Here is an 18,133-nt window from a genome sequence, read left to right on the forward strand (position 1 = left end):
TTAGGTGCAACGCCGCACTGAGGACTCACTGGCGTTGTCAGAAATTCTGGCCGGGCGACGAGCGCACACGGGCAAGCGATACCCTAAACCAGGCCGTGTAAACTATCAATATATTTGACACGAAAGGCCTAAACGCCTACTGATGTTCATTTTATTAAACAACAACAGGAGCCGCACCATGAGCATCGCCAGCATCATCGACTTCGCCCAGGTTCTTACCGAGGCCGAACGCTACCGCCCGGCGGCAGAGAAAATCCTCAAAGGCGAGCCGGACCAGGCCGTCTACAACCACTACGCCAGCCCGTGCGGCCAGTTCGCCGCGGGCGTCTGGGAAGGTGAAGTCGGCCAGTGGACGGTCAACTACACCGAACACGAGTACTGCGAGATCGTGCTGGGTGTTTCGGTGCTGCGTGACCAGGACGGCGGCGCCAAGACCCTGCGTGCCGGTGATCGGTTCGTCATCCCGGCAGGCTTCAAGGGCACCTGGGAAGTGCTGGAGCCTTGCCGCAAGATCTATGTAATGTTCGAGCAGAAATAACTATGTAACACAGCCGGCCAGCTGGCATGCGTGAGGATGGCCCTGCCCACACCGGGCCATTTACTTCAGAAGGATACCAAGCATGAACAACGATGAAGCCTTGCAAGCCCTCGCCCATCTGGTCGATACGCCTTACGAGCCTGGGGTTAAAGCCACCATCAGCGCACTCACCGGCCGCACTCGTGTGGTAGGCCCCAATGAGATGTCCACCCTCGAATACGATATCAACCGGGTGCACATCAGGACCGATGCCAACGGCCTGATTAAGGGGTTCAGCTTCGGCTGACCGAGCGAAGGCCATAAAAAAACCCGCATCCTTTCGGATGCGGGTTTTTTTTTCAGGTCGCCGATCAATTACTTGATCTTGGCTTCCTTGTACACCACGTGCTTACGAACAACCGGATCATATTTCTTGATCTCGATTTTGTCCGGGGTGGTGCGCTTGTTCTTGTCGGTGGTGTAGAAGTGGCCGGTACCGGCACTCGAAACCAGACGGATCAATTCACGCATGATGTTCTCCCTTAAACCTTGGCGCCAGCTTTACGGATGTCAACCAGAACGGCGTCGATGCCGCGCTTGTCGATGATACGCATGCCCTTGGCGGAAACACGCAGACGCACGAAACGCTTCTCGGACTCAACCCAGAAACGGTGGTGCTGCAGGTTCGGCAGGAAACGACGACGGGTTTTGTTGTTTGCGTGGGAAATGTTGTTCCCGGTTACTGGACCCTTACCAGTAACTTGACAGACTCTCGACATGACTCAGCCCTCTAAAACCACATGCCCAACCCGGCATGGGTTGGCCGCTTAATCTCTCAGTCTTTGGCGCCAGGCGCCGTGATTCTGGAGGTCTTATCGACCGGATCCGCTGATGCGACAGGCCGAGCCCCTAGAAAAGAGCGCTGCTTTATACCAGAAAGACTCGGCTGCAACAACATATGATGAATATTGACACGACGCCGAGTGCGCCGGGGCAGCATAGCGGCAGGCCCCGTCAGGCGTCGACCACTCGTCGCCGAATTTGTAAAAAAGGGTGTGGTCATTTGCAGGCGGGCGCACTAGGGTAGGACGTTTCCAGACTGCACTGGCAGATGGGCCACTGACAGCCAAGGAGTCACGATGCGTGCCGCCGCCCTTTCCCTCTTGTTCACCTCACTGTTTACCGCAGGCGTCACCCAGGCAGCCGCGCTGAGTGTTTGCAGCGAAGCCAGCCCCGAAGGTTTCGACGTGGTCCAGTACAACTCGCTGACCACCACCAACGCCTCGGCCGACGTGCTGATGAACCGCCTGGTGGAGTTCGATGCGGCCCAGGGCAAGGTAGTACCCAGCCTGGCGGCGAGCTGGACGGTGTCGGCCGACGGCCTGATCTACGATTTCAAGCTGCGCGATGACGTGAAGTTTCACACCACTGCCTACTTCAAACCGTCCCGCGCGCTGAACGCCGACGATGTGCTGTTCAGCTTCCAGCGCATGCTCTACCCGGCCCACGCCTGGCACAAGACCGCCCCGGGCGGTTACCCGCACGCACAATCGCTGCAACTGGGCAACCTGATCAAGTCGATCGACGCCCCTGAACCGCAGACCGTGCGCTTCACCCTGGCCCACCCGGATGCCACGTTCCTGGCCACCCTGAGCATGGGCTTTGCCTCGATCTATTCTGCCGAATATGCCGACAAGCTGCTCAAGGCAGGTACCCCGGAAAAGCTCAACAGCCAGCCGATCGGCACCGGGCCGTTCGTCTTCCAGCGCTTCCAGAAGGACGCCGTGGTGCGCTACCGCGCCAACCCCGACTACTTCGCTGGCAAGCCTGGCGTCGACCCGCTGATCTTCGCCATCACCACCGATGCCAACGTGCGCCTGCAGAAGCTCAAGCGCAACGAATGCCAGGTCGCCCTGTCGCCCAAACCGCTGGATATCGCTGAAGCCAGCAAGGATGGCAGCCTCCAGGTCGCCAGCACGCCGGCGTTCATGACCGCCTTCGTTGCCATCAACAGCGCACACCCGCCGCTGGACAAGCCAGAGGTGCGCCAGGCCATCAACCTGGCCTTCGACAAGCAGGCCTACCTCAAGGCCGTGTTCGAAGGCACCGCGACGGCCGCCAACGGCCCCTACCCGCCCAACACCTGGAGCTACGCCAAGGACCTGCCTGGCTACCCCATGGACCTGAAAAAGGCCAAGGCCCTGCTGACCAAAGCAGGCCTGCCAGAGGGCTTCAGCACCACGATCTGGACCCGCCCGTCGGGCAGCCTGCTCAACCCCAACCCCAGCCTTGGGGCGCAGATGCTGCAAGCCGACCTGGGCAAGATCGGCATCAAGGCCGAGATCCGGGTGATCGAATGGGGCGAGCTGATCCGCCGCGCCAAGGCCGGCGAGCATGATTTGCTGTTCATGGGCTGGGCGGGTGACAACGGTGACCCGGATAACTTCCTCAGCCCGCAGTTTTCCTGTGCTGCAGTGAAATCAGGGACCAACTTCGCGCGGTTCTGCGACAGCCGCCTTGACCAGTTGATCAATGCTGGCCGCACCACCAACGACCAGAGCGTGCGCAGCCGCTTGTACCAGCAGGCGCAGACGTTGATCCAGCAGCAGGCACTGTGGGTGCCGCTGGCGCACCCCACGGCGGCCACCTTGCTGCGCCAGGGGGTCGAGGGGTACCAGGTGAGCCCGTTCGGGCGGTTGGATTTCAGCAAGGTTTCGGTGACCCGCTGAGGGTGCAACTGCCTGTGCCGACCTCTTCGCGGGTCAAGCCCGCTCCCACCGGGATGTCACTGCCCTTGAGAACAGTGAAGTACCTGTGGGAGCGGGCTTGACCCGCGAAGAGGCCGGCACATGCACCGCAGCACCTAGGCAACGATCCACCCCTGTTCCACCATCGACAACGGCTCGCCGTCACCCACGATGACGTGGTCCAGCACTCGCACATCGATCAGCCCTAGCGCTCGCTTGAGCGCTAGCGTCATGTGCACATCATCCTGGCTTGGCTCGCTGTTGCCCGACGGATGGTTGTGGCACAAGATCAATGCCGCCGCGTTGTGCAGCAACGCCCGGCGCACCACTTCCCGCGGATAGATACTGGCCCGGTCGATCGTGCCCCTGAACAGGATTTCGAACGCCAGCGGCCGATGTTTGGTATCCAGAAACAAACACCCAAACACCTCACTGGCCTCATGCCGCAGCATGGCCTTGAGGTAACGCCGCACCGCCACCGGGCTTTCCAGCGCAGGCGTGCGCTCGATACCCTCATCCAGGTAACGCCGGCCAATCTCCAGCAAGGCCTGCAACTGGGCGTACTTCACGGGGCCGAGGCCAGGCTCGCGCAAAACGGCTTGGCGATCGGCATCGAGCAACTGCCTCAGGCCACCAAAGCGCACCAGCAACCCTCGCGCCAGGTCCATCACATTACGCCCAGCAACCCCCGAACCCAGCAGCACAGCCACCAGCTCGGCATCCGACAACACCGCTACGCCACGCGACAGCAGCTTCTCCCTCGGCCGCTCTTCAGCCGGCCATTCCCTGATACTCATCCCTGCTCCTTGGTCCTGCTGCGGCACGTTTGGGCCCTGTGTTAATCTAGTTCGCCTCGTACATGCGACGTTCTGCCGCAGGCAGTTCTTGTCGCCGCCCGCTTTCACTGGAAAAAGGCAAAAGCCTATGCAGCGGCTGTATCACAAGCGCATCGTTCTCGGCGTCGGTGGCGGCATTGCCGCCTACAAAAGCGCCGAGCTGATCCGCCGACTCCTGGAGCACGGCGCGCAGGTGCGCGTCGTCATGACCCGTGGCGGTGCAGAGTTCATCACCCCGCTGACCCTGCAGGCGTTGTCCGGCCACCCGGTGCACATGGACCTGCTCGACCCCGCCGCCGAAGCGGCCATGGGCCATATCGAGCTGGCCAAGTGGGCCGACCTGGTGCTCATCGCCCCCGCCACTGCCGACCTGATGGCGCGCATGGCCCAAGGCATGGCAGACGACCTGCTAACCACCCTGATACTGGCCACCGACGCCACCGTTGCCGTGGCCCCGGCCATGAACCAGGCCATGTGGCGCGACCCGGCCACCCAGGCCAATCTCGACCTGCTCAAAAGCCGCGGCATCCAGGTATTCGGCCCGGCTTCCGGCAGCCAGGCCTGTGGCGACGTAGGCCTTGGCCGCATGCTGGAAGCCACCGACCTGGCCTGGTGCGCCGCCGAAAGCTTCAAGCGCCAGACGCTGACCGGCAAACACGTGCTGATCACCGCCGGCCCGACCCAGGAAAACATCGACCCGGTGCGCTACATCACCAATCATAGCTCCGGGAAGATGGGCTTCGCCCTGGCCGAAGCGGCCGCCGAGGCCGGTGCTCGGGTGACCCTCGTCACCGGCCCGGTGCACCTGCCCACGCCCGACCGGGTCAACCGGATCGACGTGGTCAGCGCGCGCGACATGCTCGCGGCCTGTGAAGCGGCCATGCCCTGCGACCTGTTCATTGCCTCGGCAGCCGTCGCGGACTACCGGCCAGAGGTCGTTGCTGCGCAAAAACTCAAGAAAGATCCTACGACCGGCGACGGCATGCTGCTGCAGATGGTGCGCAATCCCGATATCCTTGCAACCATTGCTGGCCGTAGCGACCGCCCGTTCAGTGTCGGCTTCGCCGCCGAGACCGAACACCTGCTCGATTACGCCACGCGCAAGCTCAAGGACAAGAACCTCGACCTGATCGTCGCCAATGATGTGGCCAACCCCAGCATCGGCTTCAACAGCGAAGAAAACGCCTTGACCGTGATCGATCGCCAGCAGCACCAGACCCTCTTTGCGCAGACCAGCAAGGGCAAGATCGCCCGGCAACTGGTCGCCTTCATCGCCGAACGGCTCAACCAGGTTCAATAAGTTACATGCACGCTCTTCAAGCCAAGATCCTCGACCCACGCCTGGGCACCGAATTCCCCCTGCCGCAGTACGCCACCCCGGGTTCCGCCGGGCTGGACCTGCGCGCCCTGCTCAAGGAGGACACTGTCCTCGAGCCAGGCCAGACCCTGCTGATCCCCACCGGCCTGTCGATCTACATCGGCGACCCGGGCCTGGCGGCCATGATCCTGCCGCGCTCGGGCCTGGGCCATAAGCACGGCATCGTGCTGGGCAACCTGGTCGGCCTGATCGACTCGGACTACCAGGGCGAGCTGATGGTGTCGTGCTGGAACCGCGGCAACACCCCATTCACCATCGCCATTGGCGAGCGCATCGCCCAATTGGTGCTGGTGCCGGTGGTGCAGGCGCATTTCGACATCGTCGAGGCCTTCGACGAAAGCCAGCGTGGCACTGGCGGCTTCGGCCACTCCGGCAGCCACTGAGCCGACAGCTGACCGTTCAGGCCAAGGATGGCGAACTCTCTGGCGAAACCACCGTCCAAGCGTTCAGTTTGCGCCTGCCCAGACAGCCTTTGACTAATGGAGCTTCCAGAGATGAACGAAATGGCCCAGCTGGTCCCCGCACTGCCGGACAGCATTTTCCGCGCTTATGACATTCGCGGCGTGGTCGGCAAAACCCTCCACGCCGAAACCGCCTACTGGATCGGCCGCGCCATCGGCGCCCAGACCCTCGCCCAGGGCGAGCCACAGATCGCTGTCGGCCGCGATGGCCGCCTGTCTGGCCCAATGCTGGTCGAGCAGTTGATCAAAGGCCTGGCCGACGCCGGTTGCCAGGTCAGCGACGTCGGCCTGGTGCCGACCCCGGCGCTGTATTACGCCGCCAACGTGCTGGCCGGCAAATCGGGTGTGATGCTGACTGGCAGCCACAACCCATCGGACTACAACGGCTTCAAGATCGTCATCGCCGGTGACACCCTGGCCAACGAACAGATCCAAGCCCTGCTGACCCGCCTGAAAACCAACGACCTGACCCGTGCCGAAGGCAGCGTGCAGAAGGTCGAGATTCTCGAGCGCTACTACCAGCAGATCATCGCCGACGTGAAGCTTTCGAAAAAGCTCAAGGTGGTGGTGGACTGCGGCAACGGCGCGGCCGGCGTTATCGCCCCGCAACTGATCGAAGCACTCGGCTGCGAAGTCGTCCCGCTGTTCTGCGAGGTCGACGGCAACTTCCCCAACCACCACCCAGACCCTGGCAAACCAGAAAACCTCGAAGACCTGATCGCCAAGGTCAAGCAGACCGGTGCCGACATCGGCCTGGCCTTCGACGGCGACGGCGACCGCGTGGGCGTGGTGAGCAACACCGGCACCATCGTCTACCCCGACCGCCTGCTGATGCTGTTTGCCCAGGACGTGCTGTCGCGCAACCCGGGCGCCGAGATCATCTTCGACGTCAAATGCACCCGTCGCCTGACCCCGCTGATCGAACAGCATGGCGGCCGCGCGCTGATGTGGAAGACCGGCCATTCGCTGATCAAGAAGAAGATGAAAGAGACTGGCTCGTTGCTGGCTGGCGAGATGAGCGGGCACATTTTCATCAAGGAGCGCTGGTACGGTTTCGACGACGGCATCTACAGTGCCGCGCGCCTGCTGGAGATCCTCAGCAAGGCCGACCAGGACGCCGAAAGCCTGTTCGCGGCGTTCCCGAACGATATTTCCACGCCGGAAATCAATATTGATGTGACCGACGAGGGTAAATTCAGCATCATTGATGCACTGCAACGCGACGCCGACTGGGGCGCGGCCAACCTGACCACCATCGACGGTGTGCGGGTCGACTACGACCACGGCTGGGGCCTGGTACGCGCCTCCAACACCACACCGGTGCTGGTGCTGCGTTTCGAGGCCGACAGCGACGCCGAATTGCAACGTATCAAGGATGTTTTCCGCGCCCAGTTGCTGCGGGTTGCCCCTGAGCTGCAACTGCCGTTCTGACCGACTATCTGTTCCTTACAGGAGCCCTGCATGACCCTCGATCGCGATGCCGCTTCCCATGTAGCCGAAGTTTTGTCCGAAGCACTGCCTTACATCCGCCGCTTTGTCGGCAAGACCCTGGTGATCAAGTACGGCGGCAACGCGATGGAGAGCGAGGAGCTCAAGACCGGCTTCGCCCGTGACATCGTGCTGATGAAGGCTGTGGGCATCAACCCGGTGGTGGTCCACGGTGGTGGCCCGCAGATCGGCGACCTGCTCAAGCGCCTGTCGATCGAAAGCCACTTCATCGACGGCATGCGCGTCACCGACTCGGCGACCATGGACGTGGTGGAGATGGTGCTGGGTGGCCAGGTCAACAAGGATATCGTCAACCTGATCAACCGCCACGGCGGCAGCGCCATCGGCCTGACCGGCAAGGACGCGGAACTGATCCGCGCCAAGAAGCTGACCGTAAGCCGCCAGACGCCAGAGATGACCACCCCGGAAATCATCGACATCGGCCATGTCGGCGAAGTCGTGAGCGTGAACACCGACCTGCTGAACATGCTCGTCAAGGGCGACTTCATCCCGGTGATCGCGCCGATCGGCGTCGGTGCCAATGGTGAGTCGTACAACATCAACGCCGACCTGGTGGCAGGCAAGGTGGCCGAGGCGCTGAAAGCCGAGAAGCTGATGCTGCTGACCAACATCGCCGGCCTGATGGACAAGCAGGGCCAGGTCCTGACCGGCCTGACCACCGAGCAGGTCAACGAACTGATCGCCGACGGCACCATCTACGGCGGCATGCTGCCGAAGATCAAGTGCGCACTGGATGCGGTGCAAGGTGGCGTGAACAGCTCGCACATCATCGACGGCCGCGTGCCCAATGCGGTGCTGCTGGAGATCTTCACCGACAGCGGTGTGGGCACGTTGATCACCAATCGCAAGCCACGCTGATTCATCAAGCGGCCAGTTCAGGCAGGCACCAAAAAGGCGACCCGCAAAGGTCGCCTTTTTTTGTGCGCTCAGGTGCCTAGAAGCTGTAGCGGGCAGTCAGTTTCACATTGCGCGGGTCGCCGTAGATGTCGTACGGGCTGTAGGCGCCATTGGCCACACTGCTGTAGTAGGTACGGTCGAACAGATTGTTGAGGTTGACCTGTAGGTCCAGTTGCTCGCTGGCCTGGTAGCCTGCCACCAGGCCGACCACCGTGTACGAGCCCTGCTGGTTTTGCCAGGCAGTGGCGCCGGCACCACCCGAGGTGCGGATGCGGCTCTGCTGGTAGATGTCACCGCCCACACGCCAGCGCTGCAACTCACCCGGCAGGGTGTAGATCGTCGACAGCTTGAACAGCTGGCGTGGTTTGGTGCGGTCGAAGTCCTCACCCTCCCGGGCTTTGTTGGCGTCGCTGACGTATTTCGTCTGGGTGTAGGTGTAGCCGGCGGCCAGTTGCCAGTTGTCGGCCAGGGCGCCCTGGATTTCAAGGTCGATGCCCTTGCTGCGGACCAGCCCGGCAGCCTCGTAGCAGGCGCTGGCGGGGCCCGCCCCGCAACCTTTGGCGTCAGGCAGCTCCTGGGCACGGTTTTTCTGGTCGATCTGAAACACCGCTATGCTGGCGTTCAGCGCACCACCAAAGTACTCGCCCTTGATACCCACTTCGTAGTTCTCACCCATTACCGGGTCAAGCACTTTGCTGTCCAGGCCTTTGCTGGTCTGCGGCTTGAAGATATCGGTGTAGCTTGCGTAGACCGAGTGGTGGGTGTCCAGGTCGTAGACCAGGCCGGCATAGCGGGTCAGGTTGCGCGTGATCTTGTAGTTGTTCTCACTGCTTTTGCTGTCGTCGAACGCGTACCAGTCGACGCGGCCGCCGAGAATCAACGACAGCGGCTCGCTCAAGCGCAACCGGGTGCTGGCATAGACGCTGTCCTGGGTGGTGGTTTCGGGAAGACCGTTAGGGCCAGTGACGTAATCGGGCTTGGCATGCCCACGAGGGTTCCACTCGAAGGGATTGATGCCAGCGTCGATGTAGGCGCTCCAGGCCTTGCCAGAGCGGTAATCCAGCTGGCGCTTGCTGACGCCCAGGGTCACGTCATGCTGTTGACCGAGCAACTGGAAGGGGCCGCTGAGCGCCAGGTCATAGCCGGTTTCCTTCTGTTCCATGGCCTCTGTCCACAGGTAATGGCGATCGTATTCCCAGACCGAAGAGGCCAGTACATCGGTGTCGGTCTTCGACTGCATGGCTGCCAGGCGCAGCGACCAGTCGTTGGCGAAGCCGTGCTCCAGGGTGGCGAAATAGCCGGTGGTGCGATCGTCCGAATACTCCCAGTCATGGCCGAGGAAGGTGTCGCGCGGCAGCCCCAGATGGCCACCGCCACGGGCCATGGGCAACCCGCCCCAGATATAGTTGGTGTGGTTCTTCTGCCGGTAGGCACCGAGCGTCAGGGTGGTGCTTTCGCTCAGGTCGGCGTCGACCACGCCGTAGAACAGCTCATGGTCACTCTCCACCGCGTCACGGAAGCTCTTAGCGTCCTGCCGCGAGACCACGGTACGTGCGCGCAGGGTGCCGCTTTCATTGAGCGGACCGCCGACGTCCAGCGTGCCGGTGTAATCGTCCCAGCTACCGGCACTGCCGGTGAGCGTGGCCTGAAATTGATGAGTCGGGCGCTTGCGCACCAGGTTGATGGCGCCACCGGGGTTGCCGGCGCCCTGGGCCAGCCCGGTGGCACCGCGCACGATCTCCACCCGGTCATACATGGCCAGGTTGGCTTCCCCGCTGGGCAGGTAGGTCAGGAAGCTGGTAGGAAAACCGTCGTACATGATGCTGTCGACGTTGAAACCGCGGGCGCTGAACGAGGGCCGCCCTGCACCGCCGGAGTTACTGAGAAAAATGCCCGGCGCACTTTTGACCACATCGCTGATGCTGTTCATGGCCTTGTCGTCCATACGCTTGCGCGTGACCACACTGACCGACTGCGGCGTTTCGCGCAGGCTCAAGGGCAGTTTGGTGGCCGTCTGCATGGCCCCGGTGGTATAGGAGCCGCTGTGCTCGGTAGTCGCCGCCAGGCCTTGGCCGGTAATGTTGGTCGCGCTCAGCTCCAGGCCTGTGCCAGCCGTTGCCTGCGGCGTCAGCAGGTAAAGGCCATTACCTTGCGGCGAGGCTTGCAGACCGGTGCCTTGCAGCAATTGCTGCAGGCCGCCCTGCACGCTGGTGGCGGCATTCAGGCCAGGGCTGCGCAACCCCTCCACCAGGCCCGGCTCGATGGGCAGGGTGATGCCTGCCTGGCTGGCGAAGTCAGAGAGGGCACTGCTGAGGTTACCGGCCGGCACCTGATAGGCACGGTTCTGCCGCGCGCCTTGCTCGGCGGCCTGCAGCGATGCCGCAGCCAGGCCGCCGCCCGCGATGATCAGACCCAGTGCGGCAGCGTGTACTGCCCGCGCCAGTGGTTGAATGCCCTGCGTCGTCGCCATGTGTTCGCCCCTGCCCTGTAAAAGTGATGTGTTTATGGGAGGGACACGCAGCTTGAGAAAAACACGACACGCATTCTGTTCACGCGTTCGCACGCGCGGTGAGGGTGACCCAGTAGGGCGTGCGGTAGAGCACGTTCACCGGTAGGGTCTGGCTCAGGGCGCGAAGAACCTGATCGGTGTCGCGCAACTGGAAGGCGCCGGAAATCAGCAGCCCGGCCACTGCCGGATCGCAGCGCAGCAGGCCAGGTCGATAGCGGCCGAGCTCGTTGATGAAGTCATCGAGGCGCATCTTTTCTGCGCGCAGCACCTGGCTCAACCAATCGAGACGATCTTTCGCCAGCACCATGGGCGGCTGCGCAGCCCGGCTGTTGACGTGCGTCTGTAAGCCGGCCGCCAGGAGCATCAGGCCCTCATCGCCCGGTGACCGCCGCGGGCGCACCCGGGCAGCGCCCTCCAGGGCGGCAAGGTAAGTGCTGTGCGGGTACTGACGCAGCACAAAGCGGCTGCCGAGCAGGGCAATTTCCGCTTCGGCGGTATCGACGATGAACGGCCGCCCGGCATGCTCATGGGGTACTTCGACGAGCATCTCGCCGGCGATGAGGCGCACGCGTCGAACATGCTCGTCATAGGCGATATCCACGGCGCTGCCGGTGTTCAGGCGAATCTGCCCGCCATCGGGCAACTGCAGGGAGCGTTGCTCCCCCGTGGCCGTGCGCTCGTCCGCCTGCCACTCGCGCCACGGCAGCCCGCGGTATGTCGCGAGGCCTACGGGGGCGGCGGCGATCAGCAACGCCAGGGTCTTGAGCACCTGCCGCCGCTCCAGGCTGCGTGGGCGCTCCAGCGCCACCCGCCCGGCACTGCCGGCAAGCTGCTGGGCTCGACCGCCAAACCTTTCGGCCAGTTGCCAGGCCCGTTCGTGATCCACGTGCCGCGCCCGCCACTCGGCGCCGGCGGCATGCTCGGCGGCGCCGGCGCTGCTGTTCTGCAAGCGTACAAACCATTGGGCCGCTTCACGGGCGATGCGGCGGTCGATGGGCGTATCACTCATGCTGCGCGCCCTGGCTGGCGAGCACGATGCACTCTTCAAAGGCCCGCGCAAGGTGGCGCTGCACCGAGCGCACGCTGAGATTGAGGCGGTTGGCGATCTCTTCCTGGGTATAACCCTCCAGCTGCGCCATCAGGAACGCCTGGCGGGCTTTGGCGGGCAACAGGGCAAGGACCTGGTCGATTTCGTCGAGGGCTTCGAGCACCAGCGCTTGTTGTTCCAGCGACGGAGCGAGGTCTTCTGGCATTTGCGCCAGCGCGGCCAGGTAGGCCTGCTCCAGCGAGCGGCGACGGTAGAAGTTGAGGGCCAGGCGATTGGCGATGGTGGCCAGATAGGCGCGCGGTGTCGTGCAGTTCAGCGGCTCGCCCGGCGCTCTGCAGAGCAGCCGCACGAACGTGTCCTGGGCCAGATCCGCCGCATCGGCGGCGCTGCCCAAGCGCTTGCGCAGCCAGCCCTGCAGCCAGCCGTGGTGGTGACTGTAGAGCTGGTCGATGGCCTGATGCCGAGGGTGGTTTGCCGAAGAAGTGTGCTGCACGGGAGGCTACAGATGTGAATGAGAATTCGTCTCATCATATCAGCATAAACTTGGCCCCGTACACGTGCAGGGTCAGCCTTCGGTATAGCAACGTCAGGCGGCCTTACTGCCGCCTGAACACGGCGCTTTTTCAGATGCCGTACTGCGCCCGATAGGCCTCGACTGCCGGCAGGTGCTGCTTGAGCTGCGGGTCGTCCGCCAGGAACTCCAGCACCTGGGTCAGCGAAACGATGCTGACCACCGGGATACCGAAGTCACGCTCCACTTCCTGGATTGCCGAAAGCTCGCCATTGCCGCGTTCTTCGCGGTTCAGGGCGATCAGTACGCCAGCGGCCTTGGCCTGCTGGGCATTGATGATCTGCATGACCTCGCGGATGGCGGTGCCGGCGGTGATCACGTCGTCGATGATCAGTACCTCACCGGCCAAGGGTGCGCCTACCAGACTGCCGCCTTCGCCGTGATCCTTGGCTTCTTTACGGTTGAAGCACCACGGCACATCGAGCTGATGCTGGTCGGCAAGGGCCACGGCGGTAGTCGCCGCCAGGGGGATACCCTTGTAAGCCGGGCCGAACAGCACATCGAAGGGGATCTTGCTGTCGACGATGGCTGCGGCGTAGCAACGCCCCAACTGCGCCAATGCAGAACCTGTGTTGAACAGGCCGGCATTGAAGAAGTACGGGCTGGTACGCCCCGATTTCAGGGTGAATTCACCGAAGCGCAGAACGCCGCGGTCGATGGCAAAACGAATGAAGTCGCGCTGATACGGCTGCATGGAAAGTCCCGGACACCACGGATTTAGCTAAATGAGTTGAGCTCGGGTATCATACACGCACGAGATTTTTGGGGCCATTTATGCGGATCATCAGTGTGAACGTAAATGGCATTCAGGCTGCGGCCGAGCGTGGATTGCTCAGCTGGCTACAAGCCCAGAATGCCGACGTCATCTGCCTTCAGGATACCCGCGCCTCGGCCTTTGAACTCGACGACCCAGCTTTCCAGCTCGATGGCTATTTCCTTTATGCCTGCGACGCGGAGGTGCCCGCCCAAGGTGGCGTGGCCCTTTACTCGCGCATGCAGCCCAAGGCAGTCATCACCGGCCTGGGCTTCGAGACAGCCGACCGTTACGGGCGTTACCTGCAAGCAGATTTCGACAAAGTCAGTATTGCCAGCCTGCTGCTGCCTTCGGGCATGAACGGCGACGAAGACTTGAACCAGAAGTTCAAGTTGATGGACGACTTCGCCAAGTACCTGGATAAACAGCGGCGCAAGCGGCGCGAGTACATCTATTGCGGCTCGTTCTACGTGGCGCAGCAGAAGCTCGACATCAAGAACTGGCGCGACAGCCAGCAAACGCCTGGCTTCCTGGCGCCGGAGCGTGCCTGGATGGACGCGATCACCGGCGAGATGGGCTACGTGGATGCCCTGCGTGAAGTCAGCCGTGAAGGCGACCAGTACAGCTGGTGGCCGGACAACGAACAGGCCGAGATGCTCAACCTGGGCTACCGGTTCGACTACCAGATCCTCACCCCGGGCCTGCGCCGCTTCGTGCGTAACGCCCGCCTGCCGCGTCAGCCGCGCTTCTCGCAGCATGCGCCGCTGATCGTGGACTATGACTGGACGTTGACCATCTGAGTTGTATTCAGATACGAAAAAGCCGACATCAATGTCGGCTTTTTCGTATCTACAGAAACAGTCAGTCGGCCAAGGCAGCCTGCTGCAGTTCGAAGATCTCGTTCATGCCCTTCTGCGCCACGGCGAGCATGGCATTCAAGTCTTCAGGCTGGAACGGCGCGCCTTCTGCGGTGCCCTGTACTTCGATGAAACCACCGGCGCTGGTCATGACCACGTTCAGGTCGGTCTCGGCGGCGGAGTCTTCCAGGTAATCCAGGTCGAGCACTGCAGCGCCCTGGTACATGCCCACGGAAACCGCAGCGATCATGTGCTTGAGCGGGTTGCCGGCCTTGAGGCCGCCACGCTTCTTGATCACCGCCAGGGCGTCGCACAGGGCGACCATGGCACCGGTGATCGACGCGGTGCGGGTGCCACCGTCGGCCTGGATCACGTCGCAGTCGATGTACAGGGTGATGTCACCCAGCTTGCTCATGTCCAGTGCGGCGCGCAGCGAGCGGCCGATCAGGCGCTGGATTTCCAGGGTGCGGCCACCCTGCTTGCCACGGCTGGCTTCGCGCTGGTTACGCTCGCCGGTGGAGCGCGGCAGCATGCCGTATTCGGCTGTCAGCCAGCCTTGGCCCTGGCCTTTGAGGAAGCGGGGAACACCATTCTCCACGCTGACCGTGCAGATGACCTTGGTGTCACCGAACTCGACCAGTACCGACCCTTCGGCGTGCTTGGTGTAGTTGCGGGTGATGCGGATCGAGCGGAGCTGATCGGCGGCGCGACCACTTGGACGTTTCATCTGGGATACCTGTACTGGGACTTGAATCTGCCGAGCATTATAGAGCTCACGGCCCCGGGAGGACATGCCTATTGTCGCTGCCCTGACGGCCTGTCGCCTTTTCCCATTGTTCATTTCCAGCTCTGTAACATGGCTGGATTGGGCGCCGAGCCCCCACTGCGCTACAATCCTGCGCCTTGCAGCCGAGAGGCTCCCCCCGTTCATTCATCTACGCGAGGTACTCCCCATGGTGCACAGCATGACCGCTTTTGCTCGTGTCGAGCGCGCCGGCAGCCAAGGCACCCTGGTCTGGGAACTGCGCTCGGTCAACCACCGCTACCTGGAACCGCACCTGCGCCTGGCCGAGGCCCTGCGCGACCTCGAAGGCGCAGTCCGTGAAGGCCTGCGCCAAGGGCTGTCGCGTGGCAAGGTGGAATGCACCTTGCGCCTCAACGAAGACAGCACCGGCAAGCCGCTCAAGGTCGACCGCGAGCGCGCGGCGCAACTAGTCGCCGCCGCCGAAGAGGTCGCAGGCCTGATCAAGCAACCGGCACCGCTGAACCCGCTGGAAGTGCTGTCGTGGCCGGGCGTACTGGTCGCTGACGCCAGCGACCCCCAGGCCCTGAACGCCGAAGCCATGGCGCTGTTCGACGAAGCGCTGGCCGAGCTCAAGGCCGGGCGCCTGCGTGAAGGCCAGGAGCTGGCCCGGCTGATCAACGAGCGCCTGGACAACATGGCCAGCGAGGTCACCACCCTGCGCGCCCTGGTGCCGCAGATGCTGGCCGCCCAGCGGCAGAAGATCCTCGACCGCTTCGGCGACATGCAGGCCGAACTCGACCCGCAGCGCCTGGAGCAAGAGATGGTGCTGCTGGCGCAGAAGAGCGACGTCGCCGAAGAGCTCGACCGCCTCAGCACCCACGTCACCGAAGTGCGTCGCGTGCTCAAGTCGGGCGGTGCAGCTGGCCGGCGCCTGGACTTCCTGATGCAGGAACTCAACCGCGAGGCCAATACCCTAGGCTCCAAGGCTTTCGACCCGCGCAGCACGCAAGCGGCGGTCAACCTCAAGGTATTGATCGAACAGATGCGTGAACAAGTACAGAACATCGAGTAAGGCCACCCCGACCATGAATCACAGCAGCGGCACCCTCTACATCGTTTCGGCACCCTCGGGTGCCGGCAAGACCAGCCTGGTCACTGCCCTGACCCAGGACGACCCGCAAATCCGCGTCTCGGTTTCGCACACCACCCGCGCCATGCGCCCGGGCGAGCAGCACGGGGTGAACTACCACTTCGTCGTGCACGAAACATTCAAGGCGCTGATCGAGCAAGGCGACTTCCTCGAGCATGCCGAGGTGTTCGGCAACTTCTACGGCACCTCGCGCAGCGCCCTGCAGCACACCCTCGACCAGGGTTACGACCTGATCCTGGAGATCGACTGGCAGGGTGCTCAGCAGGTGCGCAAACTGATGCCCGAGGCACTGTCGGTGTTCATCCTGCCGCCGAGCCAGGAAGCCCTGCGTCAGCGGCTGGATGGCCGTGGCCAGGACAGCGAAGAGATCATCGCCGGGCGCATGAAGGAGGCGGTCAGCGAGATGGAGCATTACGACGAGTACGATTACCTGATCATCAACGATGACTTCGGCGTCGCGCTGGAGGAGTTGAAGGCGGTGTTCGTTGCCAACCGGTTGCTGCTCAAGAAGCAGCAACAACGCAACGGCGCATTGCTGAAGCAGTTGGTCGGTTAGAAAACGAATGGGGCCGCTTAGCGGCCCCATTTGCTTAGTCCTGCAGTGGCAGCGTCGCCTGCTGACGCAAGGTAGCCCCCAGGAAGTACGCCGGCGCCCGCAGGCGCGACAGCATCATCAGCCCGATGCCGAGCACCGAAATGATCGCGGCAATCACGAACACCAGCCCCAACCCGCCCACATGCGAGCCGCTGCCGAAGTCTGGCGAGGCGCTGTCGATGGCGGTACGCGCGAAGATCACCGACAAGATCACCCCACCTACCAGCGGGCACAGGCCACGCATGATGAAATGGCGTAGGCTGTCGAACAGGCTGCCGCGGAAATACCAGACGCAGGCAAATGCGGTCAGCGAATAGTAGAAGCAGATCATCATGCCCAGGGCAGTGATGGTATCCGCCAGCACGTTCTCGCTCAGGGTACGCATGGTCACGTAGAACAGGCCAGCGGCAAGGCCTGCGCAGATGGTGGCGTAGCGCGGCGTTTGCGAGCGCGGGCAGACACTGGCGAACTTCTGCGGTACCGCACCGTAGTAACCCATGGCCAACAGGGTGCGCGCCGGCGCCACGAAGGTCGACTGCAGCGACGCTGCGGTGCTGGCCAGCACGGCGATGGACATCAGGATCGCCAGCGGCCCCATGACCGGGCCGGCCAGGTGAGCAAAGACGTTCTCCTGGATGCGCGGGTTGTTCAGGCCCAGGCCCGTTTCGCTGATACCGGCAAACTGCAGTGTGGCGATGGCGGTGAACAGGTACAGGCCGAGGATCAACATCACCGTCCAGGTGGCGGCCTTGCCCGGCACCTCTTCGCTGCCTACCGACTCTTCGCTGACGGTCAGGCACGTGTCCCAGCCCCAGAAGATGAAGATCGACAACGACAGCCCTGCGGCAAACGCCGAGAACGACTCGACGCCGAACGGATTGAACCAGGCGAAATCGAACGCCAGCGGTGGCGGCGCGGTGGTGCCCCCGAAGGCAGCGAAGGCAAACCCGATCAGCACCAGTAACTGCAGGGCCACCAGGCCATACTGCACCGTCATGGTGGTGGCTATGCCGCGACAACAGATCCACACCGCCAGGGCAATGAACACGCAGCAAGTGGCGATATTGATCAGCAGGTTGTCTGCCAAGGCAGCCAGGCCATGGTTGCCCGTGATCTGACCGAGGAACAGATAGAAGAAATCGACCGCCACGCCCGCCAGGTTCGACAGCACGATGGTGGTGGCGACCACCAGCCCCCAGCCACCGATCCAGCCGATCATCGGGCCGAAGGCACGCGCCGACCAGGTGAACGAAGTGCCGCTGTCCGGCTCTGCCGAGTTCAACTCGCGATAGCCGAGGGCGACCAGCAGCATCGGCAGGAAGCCGACGATGAATACCGCTGGCAGGTGGGCACCCACCTCTCGCACGGTAGGGCCAAGCGCGCCGGTCAGGGTATAGACCGGGGCGATGGTGGAAATGCCCAGCACCACGCTGGCCAGCAAGCCCAGGCGACCTTTGGCCAAGCCCTTGCTGCGCTGGGTGTTGCCCGCGTCGGCCGCCACATCGGGTGGGCGGCCGGCTTCTGTGTAATCGCTCATGAGTATTTGCCGTAAATTTTGG

The 18,133-nt window shown here is 62.9% G+C and carries 18 protein-coding genes and 1 pseudogene; 10 read left to right on the forward strand and 9 right to left on the reverse strand.

The annotated features are described in order from the left end of the window. Window positions 1–178: 178 nt before the first annotated feature. Window positions 179–538 (forward strand): cupin domain-containing protein, encoded by a 360-nt coding sequence (locus tag PC358_RS20840; RefSeq protein ID WP_033702294.1) that lies wholly within the window; start codon window positions 179–181, stop codon window positions 536–538. 82 nt (window positions 539–620) lie between these two features. Beyond that, window positions 621–824 (forward strand): I78 family peptidase inhibitor, encoded by a 204-nt coding sequence (locus tag PC358_RS20845; RefSeq protein WP_033702296.1) that lies wholly within the window; start codon window positions 621–623, stop codon window positions 822–824. A gap of 68 nt (window positions 825–892) precedes the next feature. Here the strand turns inward: PC358_RS20845 and rpmG are convergent, their stop codons facing one another. Together rpmG and rpmB are read right to left on the reverse strand one after the other, a co-directional pair. After that, window positions 893–1,048 carry a 50S ribosomal protein L33 gene (gene rpmG, locus PC358_RS20850; RefSeq protein WP_003253507.1) on the reverse strand — a complete coding sequence of 52 codons (156 nt, stop codon included), beginning with the start codon at window positions 1,046–1,048 and terminating at the stop codon, window positions 893–895. A gap of 11 nt (window positions 1,049–1,059) precedes the next feature. Next, window positions 1,060–1,296 (reverse strand): 50S ribosomal protein L28, encoded by a 237-nt coding sequence (gene rpmB / locus PC358_RS20855; protein WP_003253504.1) that lies wholly within the window; start codon window positions 1,294–1,296, stop codon window positions 1,060–1,062. A gap of 360 nt (window positions 1,297–1,656) precedes the next feature. Between rpmB and PC358_RS20860 the strand changes: the two genes are divergently transcribed. Continuing rightward, window positions 1,657–3,246: an ABC transporter substrate-binding protein gene (locus PC358_RS20860; protein WP_033702297.1), complete on the forward strand. Its 1,590-nt coding sequence runs from the start codon at window positions 1,657–1,659 to the stop codon at window positions 3,244–3,246. A 134-nt stretch (window positions 3,247–3,380) separates the two neighbouring features. Here PC358_RS20860 and radC read toward each other — a convergent pair whose 3' ends face one another. Further along, window positions 3,381–4,061: a RadC family protein gene (gene radC, locus PC358_RS20865; protein ID WP_033702300.1), complete on the reverse strand. Its 681-nt coding sequence runs from the start codon at window positions 4,059–4,061 to the stop codon at window positions 3,381–3,383. A 127-nt stretch (window positions 4,062–4,188) separates the two neighbouring features. Here radC and coaBC point away from each other — a divergent pair, with 127 nt between their 5' ends. The 4 genes and pseudogenes from coaBC (at window position 4,189) to argB (ending at window position 8,306) form a co-directional block, all read left to right on the forward strand. After that, the gene (coaBC, locus tag PC358_RS20870) at window positions 4,189–5,400 is read left to right on the forward strand and encodes a bifunctional phosphopantothenoylcysteine decarboxylase/phosphopantothenate--cysteine ligase CoaBC (protein ID WP_033702301.1); all 1,212 of its coding nucleotides are present in this window, start codon (window positions 4,189–4,191) and stop codon (window positions 5,398–5,400) included. 5 nt (window positions 5,401–5,405) lie between these two features. Next, complete coding sequence (gene dut, locus PC358_RS20875) at window positions 5,406–5,861, forward strand: dUTP diphosphatase (protein WP_027592160.1); 456 nt, start codon at window positions 5,406–5,408, stop codon at window positions 5,859–5,861. 135 nt (window positions 5,862–5,996) lie between these two features. Beyond that, window positions 5,997–7,370, forward strand: a pseudogene (locus PC358_RS20880) (phosphomannomutase/phosphoglucomutase); the annotation flags it as partial. 30 nt (window positions 7,371–7,400) lie between these two features. Next, on the forward strand, window positions 7,401–8,306 hold the full coding sequence (argB, locus tag PC358_RS20885; RefSeq protein WP_027592158.1) for an acetylglutamate kinase: 906 nt from the start codon (window positions 7,401–7,403) through the stop codon (window positions 8,304–8,306). Window positions 8,307–8,382: 76 nt separating this feature from the next. Here the strand turns inward: argB and PC358_RS20890 are convergent, their stop codons facing one another. From PC358_RS20890 to pyrE, 4 genes are all read right to left on the reverse strand, one after another. Continuing rightward, window positions 8,383–10,815, reverse strand: coding sequence for a TonB-dependent siderophore receptor (locus PC358_RS20890; protein WP_033702305.1), 2,433 nt, complete (start codon window positions 10,813–10,815; stop codon window positions 8,383–8,385). A 79-nt stretch (window positions 10,816–10,894) separates the two neighbouring features. After that, window positions 10,895–11,863: a FecR domain-containing protein gene (locus tag PC358_RS20895; protein WP_033702307.1), complete on the reverse strand. Its 969-nt coding sequence runs from the start codon at window positions 11,861–11,863 to the stop codon at window positions 10,895–10,897. After that, complete coding sequence (locus tag PC358_RS20900) at window positions 11,856–12,395, reverse strand: sigma-70 family RNA polymerase sigma factor (protein WP_050506147.1); 540 nt, start codon at window positions 12,393–12,395, stop codon at window positions 11,856–11,858. Before PC358_RS20900 ends, PC358_RS20895 begins: the two co-directional genes overlap by 8 nt. Window positions 12,396–12,525: 130 nt before the next feature. Beyond that, window positions 12,526–13,167, reverse strand: a complete 642-nt coding sequence (gene pyrE, locus PC358_RS20905) for an orotate phosphoribosyltransferase (protein ID WP_016394033.1) — start codon at window positions 13,165–13,167, stop codon at window positions 12,526–12,528. A gap of 80 nt (window positions 13,168–13,247) precedes the next feature. Here pyrE and PC358_RS20910 point away from each other — a divergent pair, with 80 nt between their 5' ends. Further along, window positions 13,248–14,027: an exodeoxyribonuclease III gene (locus PC358_RS20910; protein ID WP_033702309.1), complete on the forward strand. Its 780-nt coding sequence runs from the start codon at window positions 13,248–13,250 to the stop codon at window positions 14,025–14,027. A 61-nt stretch (window positions 14,028–14,088) separates the two neighbouring features. Here the strand turns inward: PC358_RS20910 and rph are convergent, their stop codons facing one another. Then, complete coding sequence (gene rph, locus PC358_RS20915) at window positions 14,089–14,811, reverse strand: ribonuclease PH (RefSeq protein WP_033702311.1); 723 nt, start codon at window positions 14,809–14,811, stop codon at window positions 14,089–14,091. Between the two features lie 226 nt (window positions 14,812–15,037). Here rph and PC358_RS20920 point away from each other — a divergent pair, with 226 nt between their 5' ends. Together PC358_RS20920 and gmk are read left to right on the forward strand one after the other, a co-directional pair. Continuing rightward, window positions 15,038–15,901 carry a YicC/YloC family endoribonuclease gene (locus PC358_RS20920; protein WP_033702312.1) on the forward strand — a complete coding sequence of 288 codons (864 nt, stop codon included), beginning with the start codon at window positions 15,038–15,040 and terminating at the stop codon, window positions 15,899–15,901. Window positions 15,902–15,914: 13 nt separating this feature from the next. After that, window positions 15,915–16,535: a guanylate kinase gene (gmk, locus tag PC358_RS20925; RefSeq protein WP_033702313.1), complete on the forward strand. Its 621-nt coding sequence runs from the start codon at window positions 15,915–15,917 to the stop codon at window positions 16,533–16,535. A gap of 34 nt (window positions 16,536–16,569) precedes the next feature. On the opposite strand, the gene PC358_RS20930 is transcribed toward gmk, so the two are convergent. Beyond that, entirely contained in the window at window positions 16,570–18,111 is a 1,542-nt protein-coding gene (locus PC358_RS20930; protein WP_033702314.1) for an APC family permease, read from the reverse strand. Window positions 18,112–18,133: the final 22 nt, after the last annotated feature.

Source organism: Pseudomonas capeferrum (assembly GCF_000731675.1).
In the GTDB taxonomy this organism is placed as follows: Bacteria; Pseudomonadota; Gammaproteobacteria; order Pseudomonadales; family Pseudomonadaceae; genus Aquipseudomonas; species Aquipseudomonas capeferrum.